Origin of the sequence: Cellulosimicrobium cellulans (genome assembly GCF_001722485.1) — a bacterium.
GTDB lineage: Bacteria > Actinomycetota > Actinomycetes > Actinomycetales > Cellulomonadaceae > Cellulosimicrobium > Cellulosimicrobium cellulans_A.
In genome coordinates this window covers 1-23,081 of sequence record NZ_LWGL01000040.1, presented here as the reverse complement: position 1 = coordinate 23,081, position 23,081 = coordinate 1, and the positions used below count along the sequence as shown (strand labels likewise).

Sequence of the window (23,081 nt, the reverse complement as noted above, 5' to 3'; positions counted from 1 at the left end):
GCCGGCGCGGCGGCGCGTCGAGCCGGACGTCGCCGTCGGGACCGAGCTCGACCCGCCCGCCGAGCGCGTCGACGTCGCGACCTTCGCCGCGCGCCGGCTCGCGGAGGACCTGCACGACCAGCTCGTCACGCGCTCGCTCGTCGCCGGCCGGATGCGGATCACCGCGCGCACGACCGAGGGCGGCGAGCTCGAGCGCACGTGGCGCCTCGACGGCCCGACGGGCGTGCTGAGCCCCGCGCGCATCACCGACCGCGTGCGCTGGCAGCTCGAGGGCTGGCTCACGACGGCGTCGGTCCGGGCCTCCGGGCGCGGGCCGGGCGGCACCGCCGTCGTGCCCGACGGCGCTCCGCTCGCCCACCTCGCCCTCACCGCCGAGGAGGTCGTGCCCGCGGGCGCCGAGCAGCCGCGCCTGTGGGGCGCGTCGAGCGGCGAGGACCAGCGCGCGCACCGCGCCCTCGGCCGCGTCCAGGGGCTCCTCGGCGGGGACGCCGTGCTGCACGTGCGGGTCCAGGGCGGGCGCGACGCCGTCGACCGGGTCGACGTCGTGCTCGGCGACGAAGCCGCGGACCATGTCGGCGTACATCGACAGGCGCCCGGCCTCGCGGCGTGCGGGCACCTGCTCGAGCAGGCGGCGCGCCTTGTGCGCGGACACGTCCGCGGGGGAGGGGATCTCGACCTCCTCGAGCGGCGTGCGGGTCGTGCGCTCGATCGCGCGCAGGCGGCCGCGCTCGTGCGGGGTGACGAAGCTCAGCGCCTCGCCGGTGCGCCCGGCACGACCGGTGCGGCCGATGCGGTGCACGTACGCCTCCGGCTCGCCCGGCAGGTCGAAGTTCACGACGAGACCGATGCGGTCGACGTCGAGGCCGCGGGCGGCGACGTCGGTCGCGACGAGCACGTCGAGCGCGCCGGAGCGCAGCCGCTCGACGATCTTCTCGCGCTCCTTCTGGGCGACGTCGCCGGAGATCGTCGCGGCGGAGATGCCGCGCTCGACGAGCGCCGACCCGACCTCCTCGGCCGCGCCGCGCGTGCGGGTGAACACGATCGCCGCGTCGGCGTCCGAGGTGGCCAGGACGCGCACGAGCGAGCCGGTCTTGTGCCGGAACGGCACGACCGCGTACGTCTGGCGCACGCTCGTCACCGTGGACGACTGGCGCGCGACCGCGATCTCGACCGGGTCGACGAGGTGCTCCGCGGCGACGCGGCGGATCGGGGCGGGCATCGTCGCGGAGAACAGGGCGACCTGCCGCTCGCGCGGGGCGCGGGAGAAGATCGACTCGACGTCCTCGGCGAAGCCCATGCGCAGCATCTCGTCCGCCTCGTCGAGCACGAGGAACCGCACGTCGTCGAGGACGAGCGTGCCGCGCTCCAGGTGGTCGATCACGCGACCGGGCGTGCCGACGACGACCTGCGCGCCGGCCGCGAGCGCCCGCTGCTGCGGCTGGTACGGGGACCCGCCGTAGACGGCGACGACGTCGACCTTGGGCAGGTGCGCCGCGAAGGACTCGATCGCGTCGGCCACCTGCATCGCGAGCTCGCGCGTCGGGGTGAGGACGAGGGCCTGGACGTGGCGCTGCGCCGGGTCGATCGCGGCGAGCAGCGGCAGGCCGAACGCCGCCGTCTTGCCGGTGCCGGTCTGGGCGACGCCGGTGATGTCGCGGCCGGACAGCAGGGCCGGGATGGCCTGCGCCTGGATGGCGGAGGGGGTGACGAAGCCGAGGTCGGCGACGGCGCGCTCGAGCGGGCCGGGCAGGCCCAGGCTCGTGAACGTCGCGTCGGCGGGGGTGGCCGCGTCGACCGGGGTGGAGGAGGTGGAGGTGGGGTCGAGGGCGCGCGAGGGCGCGACGACGTCAGCAGTCATGAAGGGGTGAGGACCGTTCGTTCGGGATGAGGAGTGGCGTGCGGTCACCGGGCCGGTTCTCCGCAGGTCGCACTCCCGAACACACCTGGCCGGGCACCGCCGGCTGACTCAGCCAGGGCGGGGGACCGGCCACTCTCACAGAACACGCGGGACGAGCGACGAACTCCACAGGTACGCACCATCCTACCGGAGCACGTCGCCCGCCCGGGCCCCGGCCGCGGTGACGTCCCTCACCGGGACAGGCCGGACGATGCCGACCGCCGGGACGGAGCGGGTGATTTCGGGCGTGCGCACCGGGCCGGGCGAAATGGGGCGACGTCTCCGCGAGGACGGTACGTAGGATGGTCGCGCGCGGCGCCTGCCGCGGGCCCGCGGAGCGGGCGGGACGGAGCACGGACGGTGAGCGTGGCATCAGGGCAGCAGGTCAGCTCCCGGGTGCTGACCGTCCCGAACGTCATCAGCCTGGTGCGGCTGCTGCTCGTCCCCGTGTTCGCGGTCCTCATCGTGCAGGGCGAGGACGTGTGGGCGCTCGTCGTGCTCGCCGTGTCGGGGGCGTCCGACTGGGTCGACGGCGTGCTCGCGCGCCGCCTCGACCAGGTGAGCCGCCTCGGGCAGGTGCTCGACCCCGCCGCGGACCGCCTGTTCATCCTCGTCACCCTCGTCGGGCTCGCGTGGCGCGAGGTCGTGCCGCTGTGGCTCGTCGTCGTCATCGTCGGCCGCGACGTGCTGCTCGCCACGATGCTGCCCTGGCTCGCACGCCACGGCTACGGCCCGCTGCCCGTCAGCTTCGCCGGCAAGGCCGGCACGTTCGCGCTGCTGTACGCGTTCCCGCTGCTCCTGCTCGCCGAGGGCCAGGGCTGGCTCGGCGACGTCGCCGCCGTCACCGGCTGGGCCTTCACCTGGTGGGGCGTCGGCCTGTACTGGCTCGCCGGCGTCCAGTACGTCGTCCAGGCCCGCGCGCTCGTCGCGGCCGACGCCGGCGACGCACCGCGCGACCAGCGACCGGCCGACGTGCCCGGGGAGGAGGCACCGTGACCGCGGACCGTCCCCCCGCGCGCCGACCCCCGGTCGACGCGTCCATGACCCTGCTCAACGAGGTCATGCACCGCCCTCTCGACCCCGGGTACGCCGACGCCGCGGCCCGCCGCGCCGCCGAAGGTTCCCCGGGCACCCCGCGCCGCCGGACCGCCGGCGCGGTCGCGCTCGGCGCCCTCGCCGTCGCCCTCGGCGTCGTCACCGTCGCGGCCGCCATGGACCTGCGAGCGCCGCAGCCCGCCGTCCTCGCCGCGCGCCAGACGCTCGAGGAGGAGATCACGGACCGGCAGAGCCACGCCGACGAGCTCGCGTCCCGCGGCCGTGAGCTGTCGGCCGAGATCGAGCAGCTGCAGGACGAGGCGCTGGGCGCGACCAGCGGGCGCGTCCTCACCGACATCCAGCAGGAGGGCGTGCTCACCGGCTCCCGCGCCGTCGAGGGCCCCGGCGTCGTCGTCACGCTCGACGACGGCGGCCGTGGCCTCGCGCCCGACGACGACGCCTCCGCGTCCCTCGTCCACGACGGCGACCTGCAGCGGGTCGTCAACGCCCTGTGGTCGGGCGGGGCGGAGGCGATCGCGATCAACGACCAGCGCCTGACCGGCCTGTCCGCGATCCGCGCCGCGGGCGACGCGATCCTCGTCGACCTGCAGCCCCTCGTCCCGCCGTACCACGTCGAGGCCGTCGGCGACGGCGACGCGCTGCGCGCCGCGCTCGTGCGCTCGGGCGCGTCCGACTACCTGCGGCTGCTCAGCACCGAGTACGGCATCCAGTCCAGCGTCACCGCCCAGAGCCGGCTCGAGGTGCCCGGTCGGGCGAGCCCGACGCTGTACTTCGCCCAGGCCCCGGGCGCGCCCGTAGAATCCGACCCGGACCCCGCCGGCGGCGGCGCCTCCGAGGAGGAACCGACCAGCGGGGACGGCAACGGCACCCGCGAGGAACGGCAGGAGAGCGTCGAATGATCGCAGTCGTCGGACTGGTGGTGGGTGTCGTCGCCGGGCTCGTGCTGCAACCCACCGTGCCCGTGTACCTCCAGCCGTACCTGCCGATCGCCGTCGTCGCCGCGCTCGACGCGCTCTCCGGCGGCCTGCGCGCCATGCTCGACGGCCTGTTCGACGACAAGGTCTTCCTCGTGTCGTTCCTGTCGAACGTCGTCGTCGCCGCCCTCATCGTGTTCCTCGGCGACCAGCTCGGCGTCGGCAGCCAGCTGTCCACCGCCGTCGTCGTCGTCCTCGGCATCCGCATCTTCTCCAACGCCGCCGCGATCCGCCGGCACATCTTCAAGGCCTGACCGTGACCCGCACCCCGCCCGGCAACCCGCCGCCCGAGCCCGACGGCACGGACGCCGAGCCCGCCGACGCCGCACCCCCGGCGCCGAGCGACGCGACCGAGCCCCGTGACGCGACCACCGAGCCGCTCCGCGAGGCGCAGGACGAGCCGCAGGACGAGCCGGGCCCGAGCGCCGACGACACCGCCGTCGACACCGCCGACGTCGAGCCCGCGGCAGACCTTGGCACCACGGGCACCACGGGCACCACCGACCCCACGGCCGCCGCGAGCGCCGCACCCGACGTCGCCGGGCAGCAGGACGACCCCGGCGACCCGCCGGGCCGGCCCGCCGACGAACCCGCCGACACGGCGGGAACGGCGGGAACGTCCGACCGTGCGACGCCGCCGCGGGAGCCCGACGGTCCGGACGCCGGTGACGCGGACGACCAGGGCACCGAGGACGCCGCGGCGCCGGACGTCGCCCGGCGCCGCGAGGACGCGCCGGCCCGCCCGGCCGTCCAGCACGGCCGGCACGGCGCTCCGACCCTGCCCGAGCCCGGCGGGCTCCGGGCGCTCGGACGTGCGCTGCGCCCCCGCGCGGGCCGGTCCCAGATCATCGTCGGCGTCCTGTGCGCGCTGCTGGGCTTCGCGCTCGTCGCGCAGGTCAGCCAGACGCAGGAGGACCAGCTGTCCAGCCTGCGGCAGAGCGATCTCGTGCGGCTCCTGGACGACGTCACGCAGCGTTCCGGGGAGCTGGAGGAGCAGGTCGCGTCCCTGGAGGCGACCCGCGACGAGCTGCGCTCCGGGTCCGGCCGGGAGCGGGCCGCCCTGGAGGTGGCGCGCGAGCAGGAGCAGACGCAGGGCATCCTGTCGGGCCGCCTGCCGGCGCAGGGGCCGGGCGTGGAGATCGAGGTGGCCGAGGGCGAGGCCCCGCTCGACGCCTTCCTGCTGTTCAACGTGCTCGAGGAGCTGCGCAACGCCGGCGCCGAGGCGATGGAGGTCAACGGGGTGCGGCTCGTGGCGAGCAGCTACTTCGAGGACTCGCCGGACGGCGTCGTCGTCGACGGCCAGACCCTCGCGTCCCCGTACCGGTGGACCGTGATCGGTGACCCGTCGACCCTCGAGACCGCGCTCGAGATCCCGGGCGGCGCGATGGCGTCGCTGCGCTCGGAGGGCGCACGGACCACGATCCGCCAGCTGGACCAGGTCGAGGTCACGGCGACGCGCGAGCCCGCCGCGCCGCGGTACGCGACACCGGTGCCCGCCGAGGAGTGAGCGGCCTGCCCGCCGCGTCCCGTGGCCGTTCCCGCGGGCGGGTGCTACCGGTCCGCGGCCGCAGCCGGTAGGTTGGGATGACCGCGTCGTATGCACCGCATGACCTGCGCATGTAGTAGTTTTCGGCGGGGGAGCGGACGCTCCTGACGCGTGACGACCGAGGTCGGCGCACGACGTGCCGAATGCCCCGAGGAGGCGAGATGACAGTCCCAGGTGGTCCTGAGATGCCGAACCGCGGGGTTGGCGACACGACGATCAGCTTCGGCCGCATCGAGGCGCCGATCGAGGAGGGCCTGCAGCCCGGCGGGCTGAGCCCCGAGGAGCAGGCGGCCGTCGCGGCCCTGCCGCGCCACTCCGCGCTGCTCATCATGCAGCGCGGCCCCGGCCAGGGCTCGCGGTTCCTCCTCGACGCCGAGCGCACCGTCGCCGGCCGGTCCGAGCACGCCGACATCTTCCTCGACGACGTCACCGTCTCCCGCAAGCACGCCGAGTTCGTGCGCGAGGACGACCGCTTCGTGGTCCGCGACGTCGGATCCCTGAACGGCACGTACGTCAACCGCAGCCGCATCGACGCCGCCGCGCTCGCGACCGGGGACGAGGTGCAGATCGGCAAGTACCGGCTCACCTTCCACGCCAGCCGGCACGCCGGCCCCGCGACGGACGGCCCGGCCCCGCAGTCGTGAGCGCGTCGACGAGCGCCGCGCGCGCTCCCGAGCCCGGGGACGACGCCACCCCGGAGCCGTGGCCGCAGGGCATCTCGCGACGCGCGACGATGCGGATCTCCGACGTGCTGCGCGCGCTGCGCACGGAGTTCCCCAACGTCAGCCACTCCAAGCTGCGGTTCCTCGAGGAGCAGGGCCTCATCGAGCCCGTGCGCACCCCGTCCGGGTACCGCCAGTACAGCCCCGCCGACGTCGAGCGCCTGCGGTACGTGCTCGTCGAGCAGCGCGACCACTACCTCCCGCTGAAGGTCATCAAGGACAAGCTCGCCGCGCTCGACGCCGGCACCGACACCGAGGCGCCCGTGCCGCGCCTCGCCACCGCCGACGGCGACCCCGGCGCGGCGTCCGTGCGCCGCCGGTACACCGTCGAGTCCCTCGCCGCCGCGGCCGGCGTCGAGCGCGAGCTCGTCGACGGCCTCGTCGAGGCGGGCGTGCTGCGCCCCACCGCCGGCGGCCAGCTCGACGCGCACGCCCTCGACGTCGTCGCGATCGCCGCCGGCCTCGCCGAGTACGGCATCGAACCGCGCCACCTGCGCTCCCTGCGCACCGCCGCCGACCGCCACGTGAGCCTCGTCGAGCAGGTCGTCGCCCCCTGGCGCAGCCAGCAGAGCGCGTCCGCGCGCGCCCACGCCGACACCCTCGCCACGGAGGTCGGCGAGCTGTGCGCCCGCCTGCACACCGCCTTCGTCCGCCAGGGCGTGGACGACCTCACCCACTGAGGCGCAGCCCCGGGCCGCCCCGCGCCCTTCCACCCTCCAGCCGCTGCCGGACGGCGACGCGCGGCGTACCGTGGACAGGTGAGCGAGGACGTGCCGATGGTGCCCGTGGAGGTCCTGGGCGTGCGCCAGCAGCAGCGCGACCAGGAGATCGTCGTGCTGCTCCTCGACGGCGCGTCCGACCTCGTGGTCCCCATCGTGATCGGCCCGCGGGAGGCCAGCGCCATCGCCATGGCGCAGGCCGGGCTGCCCACACCGCGCCCCATGACGCACGACCTGCTGCGCGACCTGCTCGACGCCGTCGACGTGCGCCTCGAACGTGCCGAGATCGTCGCCCTCGACGGCGGCGTGTTCTTCGCCGAGCTCGTCCTCAGCAACGGGCGACGCCTCGACTCGCGCGCCTCCGACGCCATCGCGGTCGCCGTCCGCACGGGCAGCCCCGTGCTGTGCTCCGCCGAGGTGGTCGCCACCGCGGGCGTCGAGGTCGTCGACGTCGCCCAGCAGGAGGAGGTCGCGCGGTTCCGCGACTTCCTCGAGAACGTGACACCCGACGACTTCACCACCGACGAGTGACGACCCACGCAGCACCCGGGAGGAACCGGGCGACGGCACGACGACGGGACCGCCGCGACACGCCCCGCGCGTCCGCCCTTCGGTCGTTGACGACCCCCTCCGGCGCCCATAGCGTGGACGACGACATGATCCCAGGAGGCGACAGTGAACAGCAGCGGTGAGGCGAGCGTCGGCTCCGGCGCGACGATTCCGCAAGGTGCGCAAGGTCTCCTCTTCGGGGAGGACATCAGCGAGCGCGACATGACCACCGGCTACCGCGGCCCCACCGCGTGCCGAGCGGCCGGGATCACGTACCGCCAGCTCGACTACTGGGCACGCACCGGCCTCGTCGAGCCGACCGTGCGGCCCGCGAGCGGCTCCGGCTCCCACCGCCTCTACAGCTTCCGCGACATCCTCGTCCTCAAGGTCGTCAAGCGGCTCCTCGACACGGGCGTGTCCCTCCAGCAGATCCGCACCGCCGTCGCGCACCTGCGCGAGCGCGGCGTCGAGGACCTCGCCCAGATCACCCTCATGAGCGACGGCGCCAGCGTGTACGAGTGCACGTCGCCCGACGAGGTCGTCGACCTCGTCCAGGGCGGTCAGGGCGTGTTCGGCATCGCCGTCGGCCGTGTGTGGCGCGAGGTCGAGGGCACCCTGTCCGAGCTGCCCACCGAGTCGCTCGACGACGACACCGACGCCACCGGCGAGGCCGGGCCGCACGACGAGCTCGCCCAGCGCCGGCGGGCACGCTCCGCCAGCTGACCTCACCGCGGGCAGCACCACGAGCCCCGAGGAGCGCCCAGCGCCCATGCGGATCACCTTCCACGGCCACGCGTGCGTGACGGTGCGCCGCGCCGGTGCCGCCGTCCTCGTCGACCCCGGGACGTTCAGCGACACCCACGACGCGCTGCGCGGCGCCACGGCCGTCCTCCTCACCCACGAGCACGCCGACCACGTCGACGTGCCCGCCCTCGCCGCGGCGCTGGGCGAGCGGCCCGACCTCCAGGTGTGGGCCCCACGGGACGCCGCCGCGGCGGTCCTGCGCGCCCTGCCCGACGACGCCCGCCGCGTGCACGTCGTCGCCCCCGGCGACCGGCTCGACCTCGCCGGCATCGACGTGCTCGTCGGCGGCGGGCAGCACGCCGTCGTCCACCCCGACATCCCGCGCATCGCGAACGTCACCTACCTCCTGCGCGGGGACGACGCCACCGTCCACCACCCGGGCGACTCCTTCGACCCGCCCACCGACGTGCCGGCGGGTGCGCGGATCGACGTCCTCCTGGCACCCGTCTCCGCGCCCTGGCTCAAGCTCGCCGAGACCATCGACGCCGTGCGCGCGATCGACCCGCGCGTCGTCGTGCCCGTCCACGACGCGCTGCTCTCCGCCGCCGGCCACACGGTCGTGGACCGCCTCCTCGGCGAGCACCGCACCGGCGGCACGTACGACTACCGGCCTCTGCGGCCGGGGGAGACGCTCGACGTCCCCGCCCCGAGCCCGTCGGAGCCCTGAACGGACGCCGAGGCGGCGGACGTCACAGCAGCGGGCGCAGCGGGGCGAGGATCGCCTCGCCCAGCTTCGCGGCGAGCGACCTCGACTCCCACTCCTCGAGCGTGAGCTCGCGCGTGTTCGTCAGGTCGACCTCGAACACCTGCTCCATCTGCGCGGCGACGGCAGGGTCGGTGATCTCGAGGTTGACCTCGTAGTTGCCGGTGAGCGACAGACGGTCGATGTTCGCCGTCCCGATGGTCGTCCACCGGCCGTCGATCGTCGCCGTCTTCGCGTGCACCATCGCGCTGCGGAAGAGGTGGATCCGCACGCCGCCCCGCAGCAGCGCGGTGTACAGGCCGCGCGAGAGCCAGTCCGCGACCACGTGGTTCGAGCGCTCGGGCACCAGGACGCGCACGTCGACGCCGCGCGCCGCCGCGGCGAGCAGGGCGGCGAGGATCTCGCGGTCCGGGATGAAGTACGCCTGCGTGATGAGCACGTGCGAGCTCGCCCGGTCGATCGCGTCCAGGTAGATGCCGCGGATCGGGAACACGAGGTGCGCCGGGGCGTTGCGCGCGGCGCGCAGCCGCGGCTCCCAGTGCACCGACCCCGGGTCGGCCAGCACCGGTTGGCCCTCCGACCGGTTCGCGTTCCAGAAGTCGACGAACGCGTTGCGCAGCTCCCACACGCTCGGACCCTCGAGCCGCACGTGCGTGTCGCGCCACTGCGTCGCGTACAGGGACCCGATGTTGTACCCGCCGACGAAGCCGACCTCGTCGTCCACCACGAGGATCTTGCGGTGGTCGCGGCCGGACTTGCGGACGTTGAGCATGAGCACGCCGGGGCGGAAGACGGGGTACCGGATGACGTGGATCGAGTCCGGCAGGTCGAAGAACGAGCGGGGCACCACGAGGTTCGCGAAGCCGTCGTAGATGACGAAGACGTCCACGCCCCGCTCGGCCGCCTCGATGAGCGCCTGCTTGAACTCCGCGCCGACCGCGTCGCCCTTCCAGATGTACGTCTCGAGCAGGATGCACCGCTGCGCGCCGCGGATCGCCGCCAGCATCGCCCGGTACAGGTCGTCCCCGTACGTGAACAGCGTGGCCGTGGTGCCGGCGACCTCGACCGCGTCCGGCTGCGAGCGCGGGAACGTCGCCTCGACGGTGTTCCGTCGCCGCCGGACCGCGTCCGCGACGACGAGCGTGGCCGCGAGGGTCACCGGGACGGCGGCGGCCGTCGCGCACGCGCGCACGAGGAGGCGACGCGCCGAGCGCCACGACACGTCGACAGAGATTCGCACGTGCTCACCGTAGCGGCCGTCGCCCGGCGCGCCCGGGCGGCACGACCACCGCGCCGGGGTGACGTCCGTCGCGCACGAGCCCGTCCGACCTGCTCGTCCGCTCATCCGTGCGCGACCACGCGCTGCGCGACGGGGTCGAGGTGCACCAGCCGCCCGCCGAGCGCGAGGAACCCTCCCGGCCCGCCCGGGTAGCGCTCGTCCCACAGGACGTCGCCGTCCTCCAGGTCGAGCGCGACGAGCCGCCCGTCGCCGGACCCGTCCAGCGTCGACAGGCCGACGGCCGCGACCTGGCCGTCCGTGAACGCGCTCACGACCGCGTCGACCGTGCCGAGGCTCTCGCGCTCGAACGACCACATGACGCGCCCGGAGGCGAGGTCGACGCCCTGCACGACGTAGCCGAGGTCCAGGACGGCGGTGCCCGCCGCGACCACGAGCACACGGGTGACGGTGCCGCTCAGCGTCCACCGCTCCGTGCCGGACGGGTCGAGCGCCTGCACGCCGCTCGGCACCGACAGCAGGCGCGTCGGGTCGGCGGTGCCGTCCGTGGCGAGCGGTACCAGCGGCCGTCCGGGGACGATGCGCTCGACCGAGCCGTCGCCGCGCACCAGCTGCGTCGTCTCCACCTCGCCCGAGGCCGACGCGGACGTCGTGCGCAGGTAGCGGTCCGCGCCCGACGGCACGACCTGCACCGTGACCGGCTCACCCGGGTCGTCGAGCCGCGCGCCGTCCGGCGTGAAGACCGCGCTCACGCGGCAGCCGCGCACCACGAGAAGGCCGTGCTCGACGGACGCGGCCGCCGTCCCCGACACCTGCGGCCGGCACAGGTCCTCGCGCGCGACGTCGTCCGGAGCCACCGACGACCGCCACAGCACCGACGCGTCGCGCGCGTCCTGCAGCGAGACCGTGAGCACGCCGCCCGTGCGCTCCCACCGCAGCACCCCGCCCGGGACGGGCGTCGCCGCGCCCGGCCCGGCGCCCAGGGCCGTCCGTGCCGTCACGGCGCCGTCCGCGTCGACCACCCAGGCCCCAGGGTCCTTCTCGGGGCCGGTGAGGCACACGAGCTCGTCCGCGGGCCCTGCCTGCGCGTCGCCGTCCGGGGCGGCGCAGCGCGGGGGAGTCCCGAGGTCGGCGGTCCAGACGACGGCGCCGTCGTCGGGGGCGAGACCGGCCAGGACGGTGTCGCGGACGACGACGAGCACGTCCCCGACCGCCCACGCCTCGTCCCCGGTCGTCGCCGCCTCCCACCGCGGCGTGGGCGCGGTCGCGAGCGAGGAGACCCCGCCCCGCGAGCCCAGCAGCGCGCTGCGGTCCGACCACGACTGCCACAGGCTGCTCGCGGCGAACGCGGCCGCGAGCGCCGCGACGGCGGTGAGCACGGTGAGGGTGCGGCGGCGGGCGGTCCGGGGACGACGGGACTCCGGAAGGGCGTCCGCGCCGGCGTCCGCGGCGGGCGGGGACGGTCTCGTGCCGCGGGTGCTCGGGGGAGCGGTGGGCGGGGCGGGGTCGCCGGGGGAGAGCTCGTCGGCCTCGACGAGCTCCAGCCGGTTCAGCGCGCCGTCGCGCCGGTCCGCGCCCATGCAGCGCACCCTACTCCGCGGCCACCGCGCCGTGGGCGGTCGCGGCGCCACCCGTCAGGGCGCCGCTGAGGGGATGGGAACGGATGGCGGCGGCGAGCTCGCCCTCGATGCGGTCGAGGTAGACGCCGGTCGTGGCGATGGACGCGTGCCCCAGGAGCTCGGCGACGACCTTGACGTCCCAGCCGTCGGCCGCGAGCAGGGTGGCGGTCGTGTGCCGCAGCGCGTGCGGGGTGGCCTCGCGCCGGTACTGGGGCGGCATGCGGTCGACGGAGCGACGCAGGAGGTCGCGCACGGCCTGGGCGTCGATGCGCCGGCCGCGCCAGGACAGCAGCAGGGCGCGCTGCGAGTCCGGGTCGTCGGGTCGACGGGCGAGCAGGGTCGGGCGCAGGCGCTCGAGGTACTCCTCGAGCGCGTCGGCGAGCGGGGCGGAGAGCGCGACGGTGCGCACGTGCCCGCCCTTGCCGTGGATGCGCCACCGCGTCTCGCCCGGGTCGCGGGCGAAGTCGTCGACGTCGGCGCGCACGAGCTCGGACACGCGCGGCCCGAGGACGAGGAGCAGCGCGACGACGAGCGTGTCGCGCAGGCGCAGGTCGTGGTCGCGGCGCGCGGCGGCCTCGGGCGCGCCGTCGGCGGAGGTGACGGCGAGCAGCGACGCGGCCGACCCGGCTGACAGGGCGGTGCGGGCGACGCGCAGGCCGTCGCGCAGCCGGGCCGGGGGAGAGGCCCACTGCATCGGGTCGGCCTGCACCCAGCCCGCACGTGCGGCGTGCGCGAAGAAGCGGGTCACGGACTGGCGGAAGCGGTTGACGGTCGCCGGCGACCGGCCGGAGCCGCCCGGCTTGCGCGCGGCGTCGGCGTACCGGCGGTCGGGCGTGACCTGGTAGCGGACGAGCGCGTCGTCGATATCGTCACCGGTGACGTCGTCGAGGACGCGCTCCGGGCCGGCGAGGCGGGCGAACTCGCGGACGTCGCGCTCGTAGCTGCGCCGGGTCGTCGGCGACAGGACGCCGCGCAAGGTCTGGCTGGCGACCGAGGCGAGGTACCGGTCGGCGGCCTCGGCGACCGTGATGCGCTCGAGGTGCGGCGGCGCGACCATGCCTCCCGTGCTCCTTCCGACCGTGCTGTGCGGGCACCGGAAGCGTAGAGCCGGGCACCGACACCGCAGGTCAGGCGAGGTGCGCGACGTCGCCCACGGAGACCACCGCGCGGTTGGTGAAGAACGCGTCCTCCCGCAGGGTCGTGATGCTCCCGGACGGCACCGGGAACGCGACGTGTCCCGCCGCGGCGATCGGGAGCCCGATCTAGGCCGCGACGACGAAGGTCGCGGCGAAGCCGTGCGTCACGACGACGAGGTGGTCGCCGTGCTCGTCCGCGAGCAGGTCGGTGACGGCCGCGTACACGCGGACGGCCAGGTCGCGGCGGGTCTCGGCGCCTTCCACGCCCTCGTCGTGGTCGAGCCGGTCGCCGACGGCGGGCGGCGGCACGAAGCGCGCGTCCGACCAGGCCTGGGGTCGTCCGTGCGCGGCCCCGTTGGACTTCTCGCGCAGCCGACCGTCGAAGGTGGGTGCGACCTCGAGCGCGTGGGCGACCGCCTCCGCGGTCCGCCGGGTGCGCAGGAGGTCGGAGGAGACCAGGCGACGCTCGGCGGCGGCGGGGATGCGCTCGCGCAGGGCGGAGGCGATGCGCTCCGCGTCGCGCAACCCGGCGGCGGTGAGATCGGAGTCGTGCTGCCCGCCGACCCGCCTCTCGACGTGGTGCGTGGCCTGCGGGTGGGTGACGACGTGGACCGTCCTGGGCTGTGGGGGGACCCGTCCGGGGACCGGAGGTGGGGGAGAGGCGTGCGCGGAGAGGCTCACGCGCACACTGTGGCACTGCGCCGCCGGGGGGGCGCGACGACGCGGCGCTCGGTGGGGCTCACGGGCGGCGGCGGGGGTGTGGCAGCTGCGAGGCTCGGGCAGGGGACGACGCGAGGCGGTGGCGCCCTGGGGGAACCGCTGGCCGCGAGACGTCCGGGCGGTGTCCGCGGACGAGCGACGTGCGGGCCCGGCAGGTTTGACGCGTGACCATGGTGTTGACCTAAACACAATGGTTTGACCCGTATGCCCGATTAGCGATTCTAGACCACGTTCGGCTGATCGGTGTGCGGAGGCGTCGACGACACGCTCGGCGGCACGGACCGGTCGCCGGGGCGGTGTCTCGCCGCAGCGCCTGTCGCGCGATCGCCACGGCGCGGTGAGAGCTGGGCCCGCAGTCAGGTCCGCAGCTGGGCCCGCACTGCGGGGGACAGCGTGCGCCAGGCCCAGGTGAGCACTGCGGCCACGGCCACGACGGCACCCGTCAGGAGCATCGCGACGAGCCACGCGACGACAGCTGGCACGGTGACCAGCGCGCCCAGCGCGCGACGAGCCGCCGTGGATGCGTCACGCGAACCACCGGGCGCCACGGACGCCACGGACGCCAGGGCGTGTCGTGGGTGACGCCTCGCGCGCGCACGACCAGCCGTCGACGACGGCGTCGTGACCGCCGCACAGGGCGCCCCGGAGAGCCGTGCCGCGCTCAGCGACCATCGGTGCGTGTCGCACGGCGCCACAGCGGGTGGTGCGGTCATGCTCAGGGGAGGCGGCGATCCCGCATCCGTGATGCGCGCGGGGCGGTCGCTTCCACCGCGTAATGACATAATGTACATTATCGGCGCGGCGTGGCCGAGGGGCGGGCGCCGCTTCGTGAGCCCTTGAGCTCCGGTCCGCGGACCCACGGAACTGCGCCCTCTTGCACGCGGTCACTAGTCTGGTGCGATGGGTGACGGCGAACGGGACGCGAACCGTCGAGCCGTCCGGGCGGCGCGTGTCGGGCTCGTGGCGGTGTTGGGATACGCGCTGGTCGGCGCGCTGCAGACTCTCGTGTGGAACCCGCTGGCCGCTGTGCCGGGTGCGACGCTCGGTGAGATCCACGCGGAGCTCGCGCAGGCGGACGAGAGCTTGTCCGCGCCGTTGGTCCTCGGCTGGGCGCTCGTCGGGACGCTGCTGGCGGCAGCCGTGCTCCGTGCGGCATGGCAGGGCTCCGTCGTCCGGGTGCTGGAAGTTGTCGTGCTCGACCTGCTGATCCTCGTGGCGGCGGTCCCTTCGCACTGGTTCGCGTCGTTCCCGGCAGGCATGGGCATCGCCGACGCCTTCGGGACGACGGGTGCGCAGCACGCCCCCTGGGGCATGGTGCTCTATGCCGTGAGCGCCGTCGCTCTGCTCGTCCTCGTCGCCGGCTTGCTCGTGCGCGGACGTGCCGTGCCGGTGCCACCCACCTGATCTCGGTCGCGCTCCCCCGCCGGTGCACGTCAGCTCGTCGCCGGGTCGCCGACGTCGTCGCTGTCGCGACGCGCCGCGCCCGCGCCCGTGTCCTCGACGACGGGCGCGGGCCGACGGATCTCGTGCGCTCAGGCCCGGTCGTGGATGGTGACGGCGTACCCGTCGGGGTCGCTGAACGTGAAGGTGCGCCCGAAGGGCCCGTCGACGGGTGCGGCGAGGACCGGAACGTCCGCCGCGACGAGCTGGTCGTGCAGCCCCTGGGCGTCGTCGGCGTGCAGCCACAGCGCGACGCCGGTCCCCGGGCGCGGCGTGGCCGCGTCCAGGTCGACGCCCGGCTGCGGCTCGCGCACGGCGAACGCGATCGGCGCGGTGTCGAAGACGACGGCGGCGGGCGGGCTCACCGCGGCACGGCGTAGGCCGAGGTGCTTCTCGTAGAACGTGACGGACGCGGCGACGTCGCGGACCTGCAGGGCGACGAAGTCGGGGCCGGTGACGGTGGGCATGAGCATCTCCTCGATGTAAGGGTTCTGACATGCACAGCATATGTCAGACTTCTGACATGGATCTGCAGGTCGAGCTCGACACCTCCCTCGGCTACGCGCTGAAGCGGACCGCCGCGGCGCTCCGGAGCGCGATGGACGCGGCGTTGCGTCCCCTGTCGCTGACCGTGCCGCAGTACGCGTGCCTCGAGGTCCTCGGGCACAGCCCCGGCCTGTCCGGGGCCGAGCTGGCCCGCGCGACGTTCGTGACCCGGCAGTCCATGCACGCGCTCCTCAAGGGGCTCGAGGACCGCGGGCTCCTCTCGCGTCCCGCGAGCGCGCCGCACGGCCGTGCCCTGCCGACCGAGCTCACCGCCGCCGGGCGGGACGCGCTGGAGTCCGCGAGCGCCGTCGTCGCGGCGGTCGAGCGGACGATGGTCGCGAGCCTCTCCCCCGCCGCCCTCGACCGCATGCGGGACGACCTCGCGGCCTGCGCGGCGGCGCTGGAGCAGTCGCACGGCTGAGCGTCGCTCGACTCGACGGTCCCGCAGGATGCGACGTCTCCGGGTCGCTCGTAGCGTCGAAGGACCCGCGGCGCACGGGGCGCCGCCGAGCTCTGGAGGGCCACCCATGAAGGCTGACGCGATGCTCCGCACGTACCCGGGCGACGTCGGCCTGGACCCCGACCTCCTGACGCGCGCCCTGGAGGCGCTGGCTGCGTGCGCGCAGACGTGCGCGGCGTGCGCGGACGCGTGCCTGGCCGAGGACATGGTGGCGGACCTGCGCCGCTGCATCACGACGGACCTGAACTGCGCGGACATCTGCGCGACGACGCTCGGGGTGCTGTCGCGGCACACGGGGTACGACGCGGCGGTGACGCGCGGTCAGCTGCAGGCGTGCGTGGCGGCGTGCGGGGTGTGCGCGGCGGAGTGCGAGCAGCACGCCGGGATGCACGAGCACTGCCGCGTGTGCGCGGAGGCGTGCCGTGAGTGCGAGGAGGCGTGCCGGGCGCTGCTCGCGTCGATCGCCTGACGCGAGCAGCGCGCGCGGTCACGCGCCGACGTAGTCGGCGAGGTGCTGGCCGGTGAGGGTGGACCGGGCGGCGACGAGGTCGGCGGGGGTGCCCTCGTAGACGACGCGGCCGCCGTCGTGCCCGGCGCCGGGGCCGAGGTCGATGATCCAGTCGGCGTGGGCCATGACGGCCTGGTGGTGCTCGATGACGATGACGGACTTGCCGGAGTCGACGATGCGGTCGAGCAGGCCGAGGAGGTTGGCGACGTCGGCGAGGTGGAGGCCGGTGGTGGGCTCGTCGAGGACGAGCACGCCGCCCTTCTCCCCCAGGTGCGTCGCGAGCTTGAGGCGCTGGCGCTCTCCCCCGGACAGCGTGGTCAGGGGCTGGCCGAGGCTGACGTACCCGAGGCCGACGTCCTCGAGGCGGGCGAGGATGGCTGCGGCGGCGGGTGTGCGGGCGGGGCCGTCGGCGAAGAACGCGTGGGCCTTGGCGACGGGCAGGTCGAGCACCTGGGCGATGTTGAGGTCCCCGAGGCGGTGCTCGAGCACGGCGGCCTGGAAGCGGGTGCCGCCGCACTCCTCGCAGGGCGTGGAGACGGTGTCCATGAACCCGAGCTCGGTGTAGATGACGCCGGCGCCCTTGCAGGTGGGGCAGGCGCCCTCGGAGTTGGCGCTGAACAGGGCGGGCTTGACGCCGTTGGCCTTGGCGAACGCCTTGCGGATCGGGTCGAGCAGCCCGGTGTAGGTGGCGGGGTTGGAGCGGCGGGAGCCCTTGACGGCGCTCTGGTCGATCGTGACGACGTCGTCGCGGCGGGCGATGGACCCCTCGACGAGGGAGCTCTTGCCGGAGCCGGCGACGCCGGTGACGACGACGAGGACGCCGAGGGGCACGTCGACGTCGACGTTCTGCAGGTTGTGGGAGGACGCGCCGCGGACCTCGAGGGTCCCGGTGGGGTTGCGCACGGTGTCCTTGACGGACGCACGGTCGTCGAGGTGGCGGCCGGTGACGGTGCCGCTGGCACGCAGACCGTCGACGGTGCCCTCGAAGGTCACCTCTCCCCCGGCGGTGCCGGCGCCGGGGCCGAGGTCGACGACGTGGTCGGCGATGGCGATGGCCTCGGGCTTGTGCTCGACGACGAGCACGGTGTTGCCCTTGTCGCGCAGGCGTCGCAGGAGGTCGTTCATGCGGGCGACGTCGTGCGGGTGCAGGCCGATGGTGGGCTCGTCGAAGACGTAGGTGACGTCGGTGAGGGAGGAGCCGAGGTGGCGCAGCATCTTGATGCGCTGCGCCTCTCCCCCGGACAGCGTGCCCGACGGCCGGTCCAGGCTGAGGTACCCGAGGCCGAGCTCGACGAACGAGGCGAGATTGTCCCCGAGCGCCTGCACGACGGGCGCCATGGCCGGGTCGTCGAGATCGCGGATCCAGGCGGCGAGGTCGGTGATCTGCATGGCGCACAGGTCGGCGATGTTCACGCCGCGGATGCGCGAGGAGCGCGCCGACTCCGACAGGCGGGTGCCGTCGCAGTCGGGGCACGTGGCGAAGGTCGCGGCGCGCTCGACGAACGCGCGCACGTGGGGCTGCAGGGAGTCGACGTCCTTGGAGAACATCGCCTTCTGGATCTTCGGGATCAGCCCCTCATAGGTGAGGTTGATGCCGGCGGCCTTCACCTTCGTCGGCTCCTTGTAGAGGAAGTCGGCGAGCTGCTCGTCGGTGAACTCGCGGATCGGCCGGTCGGCAGGGAAGAACCCGGACTCGGCGTACGCGCGCACCATCCAGCCGTCGGCGGTGTAGCCGGGGACCTTGATCGCACCCTCGAGCAGCGACTTCGACTCGTCGTAGATTTCGGTGAGGTCGAGGTCGGAGACGCTGCCGCGGCCCTCGCACCGCGGGCACATGCCGCCGTGGTAGACCGCCTCGCGCACGATCGTCTTCTCCCCCGTGGCGGACGTCATGACGCCGCTGGCCTTGCGCGCCGGGATGTTGAAGGAGAACGCGGTGGGCGGCCCGATCTGCGGGTCGCCGAAGCGGCTGAACAGCACGCGCAGGATCGCGTTGGCGTCGGTGACCGTGCCGACCGTGGAGCGCGGGTTGGCCCCCAGGCGCTCCTGGTCGACGACGATCGCCGTCGTCAGGCCTTCGAGCACGTCGACGTCAGGGCGCTCCAGGGACGGCATGAAGCCCTGCAGAAACGCGCTGTACGTCTCGTTGATCATGCGCTGGGACTCAGCGGCGATCGTGTCGAACACGAGCGAGCTCTTGCCCGACCCGGACACGCCCGTGAACACCGTGAGGCGCCGCTTGGGGATCTCGACGCTGACGTCCTTGAGGTTGTTCTCGCGGGCGCCCTGGACGCGGATCACGTCGTGGGTGTCGGCGGTGTGCGACGTCGTGGCGGGGTTCGCGGTCTCCGTGGCGGTCACCCGGGGGCTCCTTCGGCTGGTGGGGCGGCGGTGGTGCGGAAGCGGTGGCGGTGGCGGTGCTCTCAGGGAGACCGGCTGCGGCCCGGGAACTCATCGTCCGACGGCCGCTGCCGGCGTCGTGCGGCAGCCCGGGGATGCACACGGGGCGTCCTCAGCGCCGGCCGGTCGGGACGGGGGACGTCGGGGCCGCGAGCGCCGGGGCATGGGTGGTCACCGGGTCACCGGATCTCGTCGATGCGGACCATGTTGCCGGCGGGGTCGCGGAACGCGCAGTCGCGCACGCCCCAGGGCTGCTCGGTGGGTTCGGACACGACCTCGGCGTCGGCCGCCTGAAGTCGTTCGAAGGTGCTGTCGAGGTCCTTGGTGGCAAGGATGATCGACTGGTAGGCGCCCTTGGCCATGAGCTCGAGGACGGTGCGGCGCTCGTCGTCGGTGACGCCGGGGTCGGCGGCGGGCGGGGTGAGGACGAGGCGGACGTCGGGCTGGGACGGGGCGACGAACGTGAGCCAGCGCATGGTGCCCTCGCCGACGTCCATGGTGAGGTCGAAGCCGAGAAGGTCGCGGTAGAACGCGACGGAGGCCTCGGGGTCGGTGTGCGGGAGGAACGTGGTGTGCAGCGTGATGTCCATGGCTCTCACGCTAGGTGCAGGCCGACGGCGGGTGCTTCTCGATTCCTGACCGGTCTCGTGACCTGCTTGGTCACGCACGAGGGGAGCTCGCCGGCGCCGGCGGTGCGGGCGCGGCGCGCGTACTCGCTCGGGGGCATGCCGACGAGCTCGGTGAAGCGGGTGCTGAACGTGCCGAGGGACTGGTAGCCGACGGTGAAGCACACGTCGGTCACGGTGAGGTCGCCGCGGCGCAGGAGCGCCATGGCGCGCTCGATGCGGCGCGTCATGAGGTAGGAGTAGGGCGACTCGCCGTAGGCGGCCCTGAACTGGCGGCTCAGGTGTCCGGCGGACACGTGCACCGCGCGGGCCAGGGCCTCGACGTCGAGCGGCTGGGCGTGCTCGCGGTCGATGCGGTCCCGGACGCGGCGCAGGAGCGCGAGGTCCCGCAGCCGTTGCGCCGACGGGTCCTTCTCCCCCTGGGCGGTGCGCTGCGCCGCGTCGTCGGTCATGGTCGCGATGGTGCCACGTCGGGCGCGGCTCGCCCACCCCCCGGGCGCCCGGGGTGGTCGTGGGGTCAGGGGTTGCTCGTGGCCGGGGGTGTCGTGGGCGCGGTGCCGGCGGGGGCCGCGAGCTCGGCCTCCATGCGGTCGAACTCGGCGTCGATCTCGGGGTCGGGGCGTGCGGTGGCGCGGCTGACGACGACGGCGACGAGAAGGTTGAGCAGGAACCCGGGGACGATCTCGTACATGGCGTCGGCGAGCACGGGCACGTTGCCCCAGACGAGGACGGTGACGGCGCCGGTGACGAGGCCCGCGAGCGCCCCGGCGGGGGTGAGGCGGCGCCAGTACAGGGAGAGCAGGACGACGGGGCCGAAGGCGGCGCCGAAGCCGGCCCAGGCGAAGGCGACGAGGTCGAGGACGGCGGAGTCCTCGTCGAGGGCGAGGACGGCGGCGACGAGTGCGACGACGAGGACGCCGGCGCGGCCGAGGAGGAGCTCGGTGCGTTCGGAGGAGCGGCGGCCGGCCATGTTGTAGAGGTCCTCGACGAGGGCGGAGGAGCACACGACGAGCTGGCTCGACATGGTGGACATGATGGCGGCGAGGACGGCGGCGAGGACGAGGCCGGCGACGAAAGGGTGGAACAGGATCTGGCTGAGGACGAGGAACACGGTCTCGGGGTCGTCGAGGGGCAGGGCGGGGTCGTCGGCGAAGTAGGCGATGCCGATGAGGGCGGTGGTGACGGCGCCGGCGGCGGTGAGGATCATCCAGGTGAGGCTGATGCGGCGCGCGACGGTGGCTTCGCGGGGTGAGCGCAGCGCCATGAACCGGACGATGATGTGGGGTTGGCCGAAGTAGCCGAGGCCCCAGGCGGCGGTGGACACGAGGGTGACGGTCCACAACAGGGCGCCGTCCTCGGCGAGGCCGGTGAAGAGGTTGAACGCGTCGGGGTCGACGGCCTGGGCCTGGTCGACGACGGCGCCGGGCCCACCGAGGGTGGTGACGGCGACGACGGGGACGGCGACGAGGGCGGCGAGCATGAGCAGGCCCTGGGCGACGTCGGTGAGGGTGGCGCCGAGGAACCCGCCGAAGAGGGTGTAGCCGAGGGTGATGGCGGCGACGACGAGGAGCCCGGTGAGGTAGGGCCAGTCGAAGGTGGACTCGAAGAACTTCCCGGCGGCGACCATGCCGCTGGAGACGTAGAAGGTGAAGAACACGAGGATGACGAGGGCGGCGGCGATGCGCAGGGGCCGGCTGTTGCCCTTGAGTCGCTTGGCGAAGAAGCTCGGGATGGTGATGGCGTTGGAGGAGATCTCGGAGTAGGCGCGCAGCCGGGGTGCGACGAAGCGCCAGTTGAGCCAGGCGCCGACGATGAGGCCGATGGCGATCCATGCCTCGATGAGCCCGGCGGCGTAGATCGCTCCGGGCAGGCCGAGCAGGAGCCACCCGGACATGTCGGAGGCGTTGGCGGACAGCGCGGCGACGCTGGGCCGCAGGCCGCGGTTGGCGAGCATGTACCCGTCGAGGTTCTTGGTGCGGCGGTAGGCGTAGTACCCGATGGCCAGCATGGCCAGGAGGTAGACGGCGATCGCGGCGAGCTGGTATCCCCGGTCGGACATGGCGACCTCCTGCGGGCGTCGTCGGCTGCAGCCCCTCCTGGCACGCTACACGCGGGCGGTGCGCGCGCCCGCTGAGGGGCCGACGGCGCCGGGCGGGCGGGTCAGCGCCAGCCGAGCGCGGGGGCGACGTGGCGCAGGACGGCGTCGAGGACGTGGGCGTTGTAGTCGACGCCGAGCATGTTGGGCACGGTGAGCAGGAGGGTGTCGGCGGCGGCGACGGCCTCGTCCTTCGCGAGCTCGTCGACGAGGCGGTCGGGCTCGCCGGCGTAGGTCTTGCCGAAACGGGCGCGCACGCCCTCGAGGACGCCGACCTGGTCGGTGTCGGCGGTCTCGCGCCCGAAGTAGGCGCGGTCGAGGTCGGTGACGAGGGGGAAGATCGCGCGGGAGACGGACACCCGGGGTTCGAAGGGGTGGCCCTGGGCGGCCCAGGTGTCGCGGAAGCGTTGGATCTGCTCGGCCTGCAGCACGTGGAACGGGACGCCGGTGTCCTCCGACAGCAGGGTGGAGCTCATGAGGTTCATGCCCTGGCGGGCGGTCCACTCGGCGGTGGCGCGCGTGCCGGCGCCCCACCAGATGCGCTCGCGCAGCCCCGGCGAGTGCGGCTCGACGCGCAGGAGCCCGGGCGGGTTGGGGAACATGGGCCGCGGGTTGGGCTCGGCGAACGCCTCGCCCTCGACGACCTCGAGGAAGCGGGCGGTGTGCCGGCGCGCCATGTCGGCGTCGCTCTCCCCCGGCAACGGGTCGTGCCCGAAGTGCCGGTACCCGTCGACCACCTGCTCCGGTGACCCGCGGGAGATGCCGAGCTGCAGGCGCCCGCCGGAGATGAGGTCGGCCGAACCGGCGTCCTCCGCCATGTACAGCGGGTTCTCGTACCGCATGTCGATGACGCCGGTGCCGATCTCGATGCGCGAGGTCCGCGCGGCGACGGCGGCGAGGAGGGGGAACGGGGACGCCAGCTGGCGGGCGAAGTGGTGCACCCGGAAGTAGGCGCCGTCGGCGCCGAGCTCCTCCGCGGCGACGGCGAGCTCGATCGACTGGTGCAGCGCGTCGTGCGCGTCGCGCACCTGGGAGCCGGGTGAGGGCGCCCAGTGGCCGAAGGACAGGAACCCGATGCTCTTCACGGTCGGTGCAACGCGGGCCGGGGTCGCGCGTGTTCCGCGGGGTCAGCCGAGCAGGCGCGCCTTGGCGCGGGCGTACTCCGCGTCGGTGAGCGCGCCGTCGCGGTGCAGGGCGGCGAGCCGCTCGAGCCGGTCGACGAGGTCCGCGTCCCCGGCCGCACGTCCCCGCTCGGTGGGCCCGCCCGGGGCGGTGGGCCCGCCCGGGACGGCGGGGTCGCGCCACACCGCGCGGGCGAACACCC

Annotated in this window: 25 protein-coding genes; 12 read left to right on the top strand and 13 right to left on the bottom strand. The window is 74.5% G+C overall.

All coding sequences use genetic code 11. The features are described 5' to 3' along the window. A partial coding sequence (locus tag JZ5iCDA_RS06960; protein ID WP_253181990.1) for a DEAD/DEAH box helicase occupies window positions 1–1,858 on the bottom strand: 1,858 nt, incomplete at its 3' end. Window positions 1,859–2,263: 405 nt separating this feature from the next. Here JZ5iCDA_RS06960 and JZ5iCDA_RS06955 point away from each other — a divergent pair. The 9 genes from JZ5iCDA_RS06955 (at window position 2,264) to JZ5iCDA_RS06915 (ending at window position 8,934) form a co-directional block, all read left to right on the top strand. Continuing rightward, entirely contained in the window at window positions 2,264–2,893 is a 630-nt protein-coding gene (locus JZ5iCDA_RS06955) for a CDP-alcohol phosphatidyltransferase family protein (RefSeq protein ID WP_069386506.1), read from the top strand. Further along, on the top strand, window positions 2,890–3,852 hold the full coding sequence (locus JZ5iCDA_RS06950) for a DUF881 domain-containing protein (RefSeq protein ID WP_069386505.1): 963 nt from the start codon (window positions 2,890–2,892) through the stop codon (window positions 3,850–3,852). Before JZ5iCDA_RS06955 ends, JZ5iCDA_RS06950 begins: the two co-directional genes overlap by 4 nt. Then, a complete protein-coding gene (locus JZ5iCDA_RS06945; RefSeq protein WP_069386504.1) occupies window positions 3,849–4,181 on the top strand; it encodes a small basic family protein in 333 nt (110 codons plus the stop codon). The genes JZ5iCDA_RS06950 and JZ5iCDA_RS06945 overlap by 4 nt, the downstream gene beginning before the upstream one ends. Window positions 4,182–4,183: 2 nt before the next feature. Continuing rightward, window positions 4,184–5,434: a DUF881 domain-containing protein gene (locus JZ5iCDA_RS17905; RefSeq protein ID WP_139123005.1), complete on the top strand. Its 1,251-nt coding sequence runs from the start codon at window positions 4,184–4,186 to the stop codon at window positions 5,432–5,434. Between the two features lie 200 nt (window positions 5,435–5,634). Then, the gene (locus JZ5iCDA_RS06935) at window positions 5,635–6,117 is read left to right on the top strand and encodes an FHA domain-containing protein (protein WP_069386503.1); all 483 of its coding nucleotides are present in this window, start codon (window positions 5,635–5,637) and stop codon (window positions 6,115–6,117) included. Then, window positions 6,114–6,875 (top strand): transcriptional regulator FtsR, encoded by a 762-nt coding sequence (ftsR, locus tag JZ5iCDA_RS06930; protein ID WP_069386502.1) that lies wholly within the window; start codon window positions 6,114–6,116, stop codon window positions 6,873–6,875. The genes JZ5iCDA_RS06935 and ftsR overlap by 4 nt, the downstream gene beginning before the upstream one ends. Window positions 6,876–6,953: 78 nt before the next feature. Further along, window positions 6,954–7,445, top strand: a complete 492-nt coding sequence (locus JZ5iCDA_RS06925) for a bifunctional nuclease family protein (RefSeq protein WP_436967391.1) — start codon at window positions 6,954–6,956, stop codon at window positions 7,443–7,445. A 144-nt stretch (window positions 7,446–7,589) separates the two neighbouring features. Continuing rightward, a complete protein-coding gene (locus JZ5iCDA_RS06920) occupies window positions 7,590–8,186 on the top strand; it encodes a MerR family transcriptional regulator (RefSeq protein WP_069386501.1) in 597 nt (198 codons plus the stop codon). Between the two features lie 46 nt (window positions 8,187–8,232). After that, on the top strand, window positions 8,233–8,934 hold the full coding sequence (locus JZ5iCDA_RS06915) for an MBL fold metallo-hydrolase (RefSeq protein ID WP_069386500.1): 702 nt from the start codon (window positions 8,233–8,235) through the stop codon (window positions 8,932–8,934). 22 nt (window positions 8,935–8,956) lie between these two features. On the opposite strand, the gene JZ5iCDA_RS06910 is transcribed toward JZ5iCDA_RS06915, so the two are convergent. The 5 genes from JZ5iCDA_RS06910 to JZ5iCDA_RS19915 all read right to left on the bottom strand — a co-directional run bounded on the left by JZ5iCDA_RS06910 (window position 8,957) and on the right by JZ5iCDA_RS19915 (window position 14,164). Continuing rightward, complete coding sequence (locus JZ5iCDA_RS06910) at window positions 8,957–10,204, bottom strand: phospholipase D-like domain-containing protein (RefSeq protein ID WP_253181991.1); 1,248 nt, start codon at window positions 10,202–10,204, stop codon at window positions 8,957–8,959. Window positions 10,205–10,311: 107 nt separating this feature from the next. Further along, window positions 10,312–11,787, bottom strand: coding sequence for an outer membrane protein assembly factor BamB family protein (locus JZ5iCDA_RS06905; RefSeq protein WP_083259748.1), 1,476 nt, complete (start codon window positions 11,785–11,787; stop codon window positions 10,312–10,314). A 10-nt stretch (window positions 11,788–11,797) separates the two neighbouring features. Beyond that, window positions 11,798–12,883, bottom strand: coding sequence for a tyrosine-type recombinase/integrase (locus tag JZ5iCDA_RS06900; RefSeq protein WP_069386498.1), 1,086 nt, complete (start codon window positions 12,881–12,883; stop codon window positions 11,798–11,800). Between the two features lie 205 nt (window positions 12,884–13,088). Beyond that, a complete protein-coding gene (locus JZ5iCDA_RS06895; protein ID WP_253181989.1) occupies window positions 13,089–13,643 on the bottom strand; it encodes a histidine phosphatase family protein in 555 nt (184 codons plus the stop codon). Window positions 13,644–14,038: 395 nt separating this feature from the next. Beyond that, entirely contained in the window at window positions 14,039–14,164 is a 126-nt protein-coding gene (locus JZ5iCDA_RS19915; protein WP_290438802.1) for a hypothetical protein, read from the bottom strand. A gap of 418 nt (window positions 14,165–14,582) precedes the next feature. On the opposite strand from JZ5iCDA_RS19915, the gene JZ5iCDA_RS06885 reads away from it, so the two are divergent. Further along, a complete protein-coding gene (locus JZ5iCDA_RS06885) occupies window positions 14,583–15,086 on the top strand; it encodes a hypothetical protein (protein WP_069386496.1) in 504 nt (167 codons plus the stop codon). 128 nt (window positions 15,087–15,214) lie between these two features. Here the strand turns inward: JZ5iCDA_RS06885 and JZ5iCDA_RS06880 are convergent, their stop codons facing one another. Then, entirely contained in the window at window positions 15,215–15,589 is a 375-nt protein-coding gene (locus tag JZ5iCDA_RS06880) for a VOC family protein (protein WP_069386507.1), read from the bottom strand. Window positions 15,590–15,645: 56 nt separating this feature from the next. On the opposite strand from JZ5iCDA_RS06880, the gene JZ5iCDA_RS06875 reads away from it, so the two are divergent. Together JZ5iCDA_RS06875 and JZ5iCDA_RS06870 are read left to right on the top strand one after the other, a co-directional pair. Beyond that, the gene (locus JZ5iCDA_RS06875; RefSeq protein ID WP_069386495.1) at window positions 15,646–16,089 is read left to right on the top strand and encodes a MarR family winged helix-turn-helix transcriptional regulator; all 444 of its coding nucleotides are present in this window, start codon (window positions 15,646–15,648) and stop codon (window positions 16,087–16,089) included. Between the two features lie 106 nt (window positions 16,090–16,195). Then, the gene (locus tag JZ5iCDA_RS06870) at window positions 16,196–16,597 is read left to right on the top strand and encodes a four-helix bundle copper-binding protein (protein ID WP_069386494.1); all 402 of its coding nucleotides are present in this window, start codon (window positions 16,196–16,198) and stop codon (window positions 16,595–16,597) included. Between the two features lie 18 nt (window positions 16,598–16,615). On the opposite strand, the gene JZ5iCDA_RS06865 is transcribed toward JZ5iCDA_RS06870, so the two are convergent. The 6 genes from JZ5iCDA_RS06865 to JZ5iCDA_RS06840 form a co-directional block, all read right to left on the bottom strand. Then, window positions 16,616–18,997: an ATP-binding cassette domain-containing protein gene (locus tag JZ5iCDA_RS06865; protein ID WP_069386493.1), complete on the bottom strand. Its 2,382-nt coding sequence runs from the start codon at window positions 18,995–18,997 to the stop codon at window positions 16,616–16,618. Window positions 18,998–19,215: 218 nt separating this feature from the next. Continuing rightward, complete coding sequence (locus tag JZ5iCDA_RS06860) at window positions 19,216–19,626, bottom strand: VOC family protein (RefSeq protein WP_069386492.1); 411 nt, start codon at window positions 19,624–19,626, stop codon at window positions 19,216–19,218. Window positions 19,627–19,631: 5 nt separating this feature from the next. Then, the gene (locus tag JZ5iCDA_RS06855; RefSeq protein ID WP_069386491.1) at window positions 19,632–20,114 is read right to left on the bottom strand and encodes a helix-turn-helix transcriptional regulator; all 483 of its coding nucleotides are present in this window, start codon (window positions 20,112–20,114) and stop codon (window positions 19,632–19,634) included. 65 nt (window positions 20,115–20,179) lie between these two features. Beyond that, window positions 20,180–21,721, bottom strand: coding sequence for a sodium/proline symporter PutP (gene putP / locus JZ5iCDA_RS06850; protein WP_069386490.1), 1,542 nt, complete (start codon window positions 21,719–21,721; stop codon window positions 20,180–20,182). Window positions 21,722–21,822: 101 nt separating this feature from the next. After that, window positions 21,823–22,842: an LLM class flavin-dependent oxidoreductase gene (locus JZ5iCDA_RS06845; RefSeq protein WP_069386489.1), complete on the bottom strand. Its 1,020-nt coding sequence runs from the start codon at window positions 22,840–22,842 to the stop codon at window positions 21,823–21,825. A 42-nt stretch (window positions 22,843–22,884) separates the two neighbouring features. Further along, on the bottom strand, window positions 22,885–23,081 hold a 197-nt coding region (locus JZ5iCDA_RS06840), incomplete at its 5' end, for an SHOCT domain-containing protein (protein WP_139123003.1).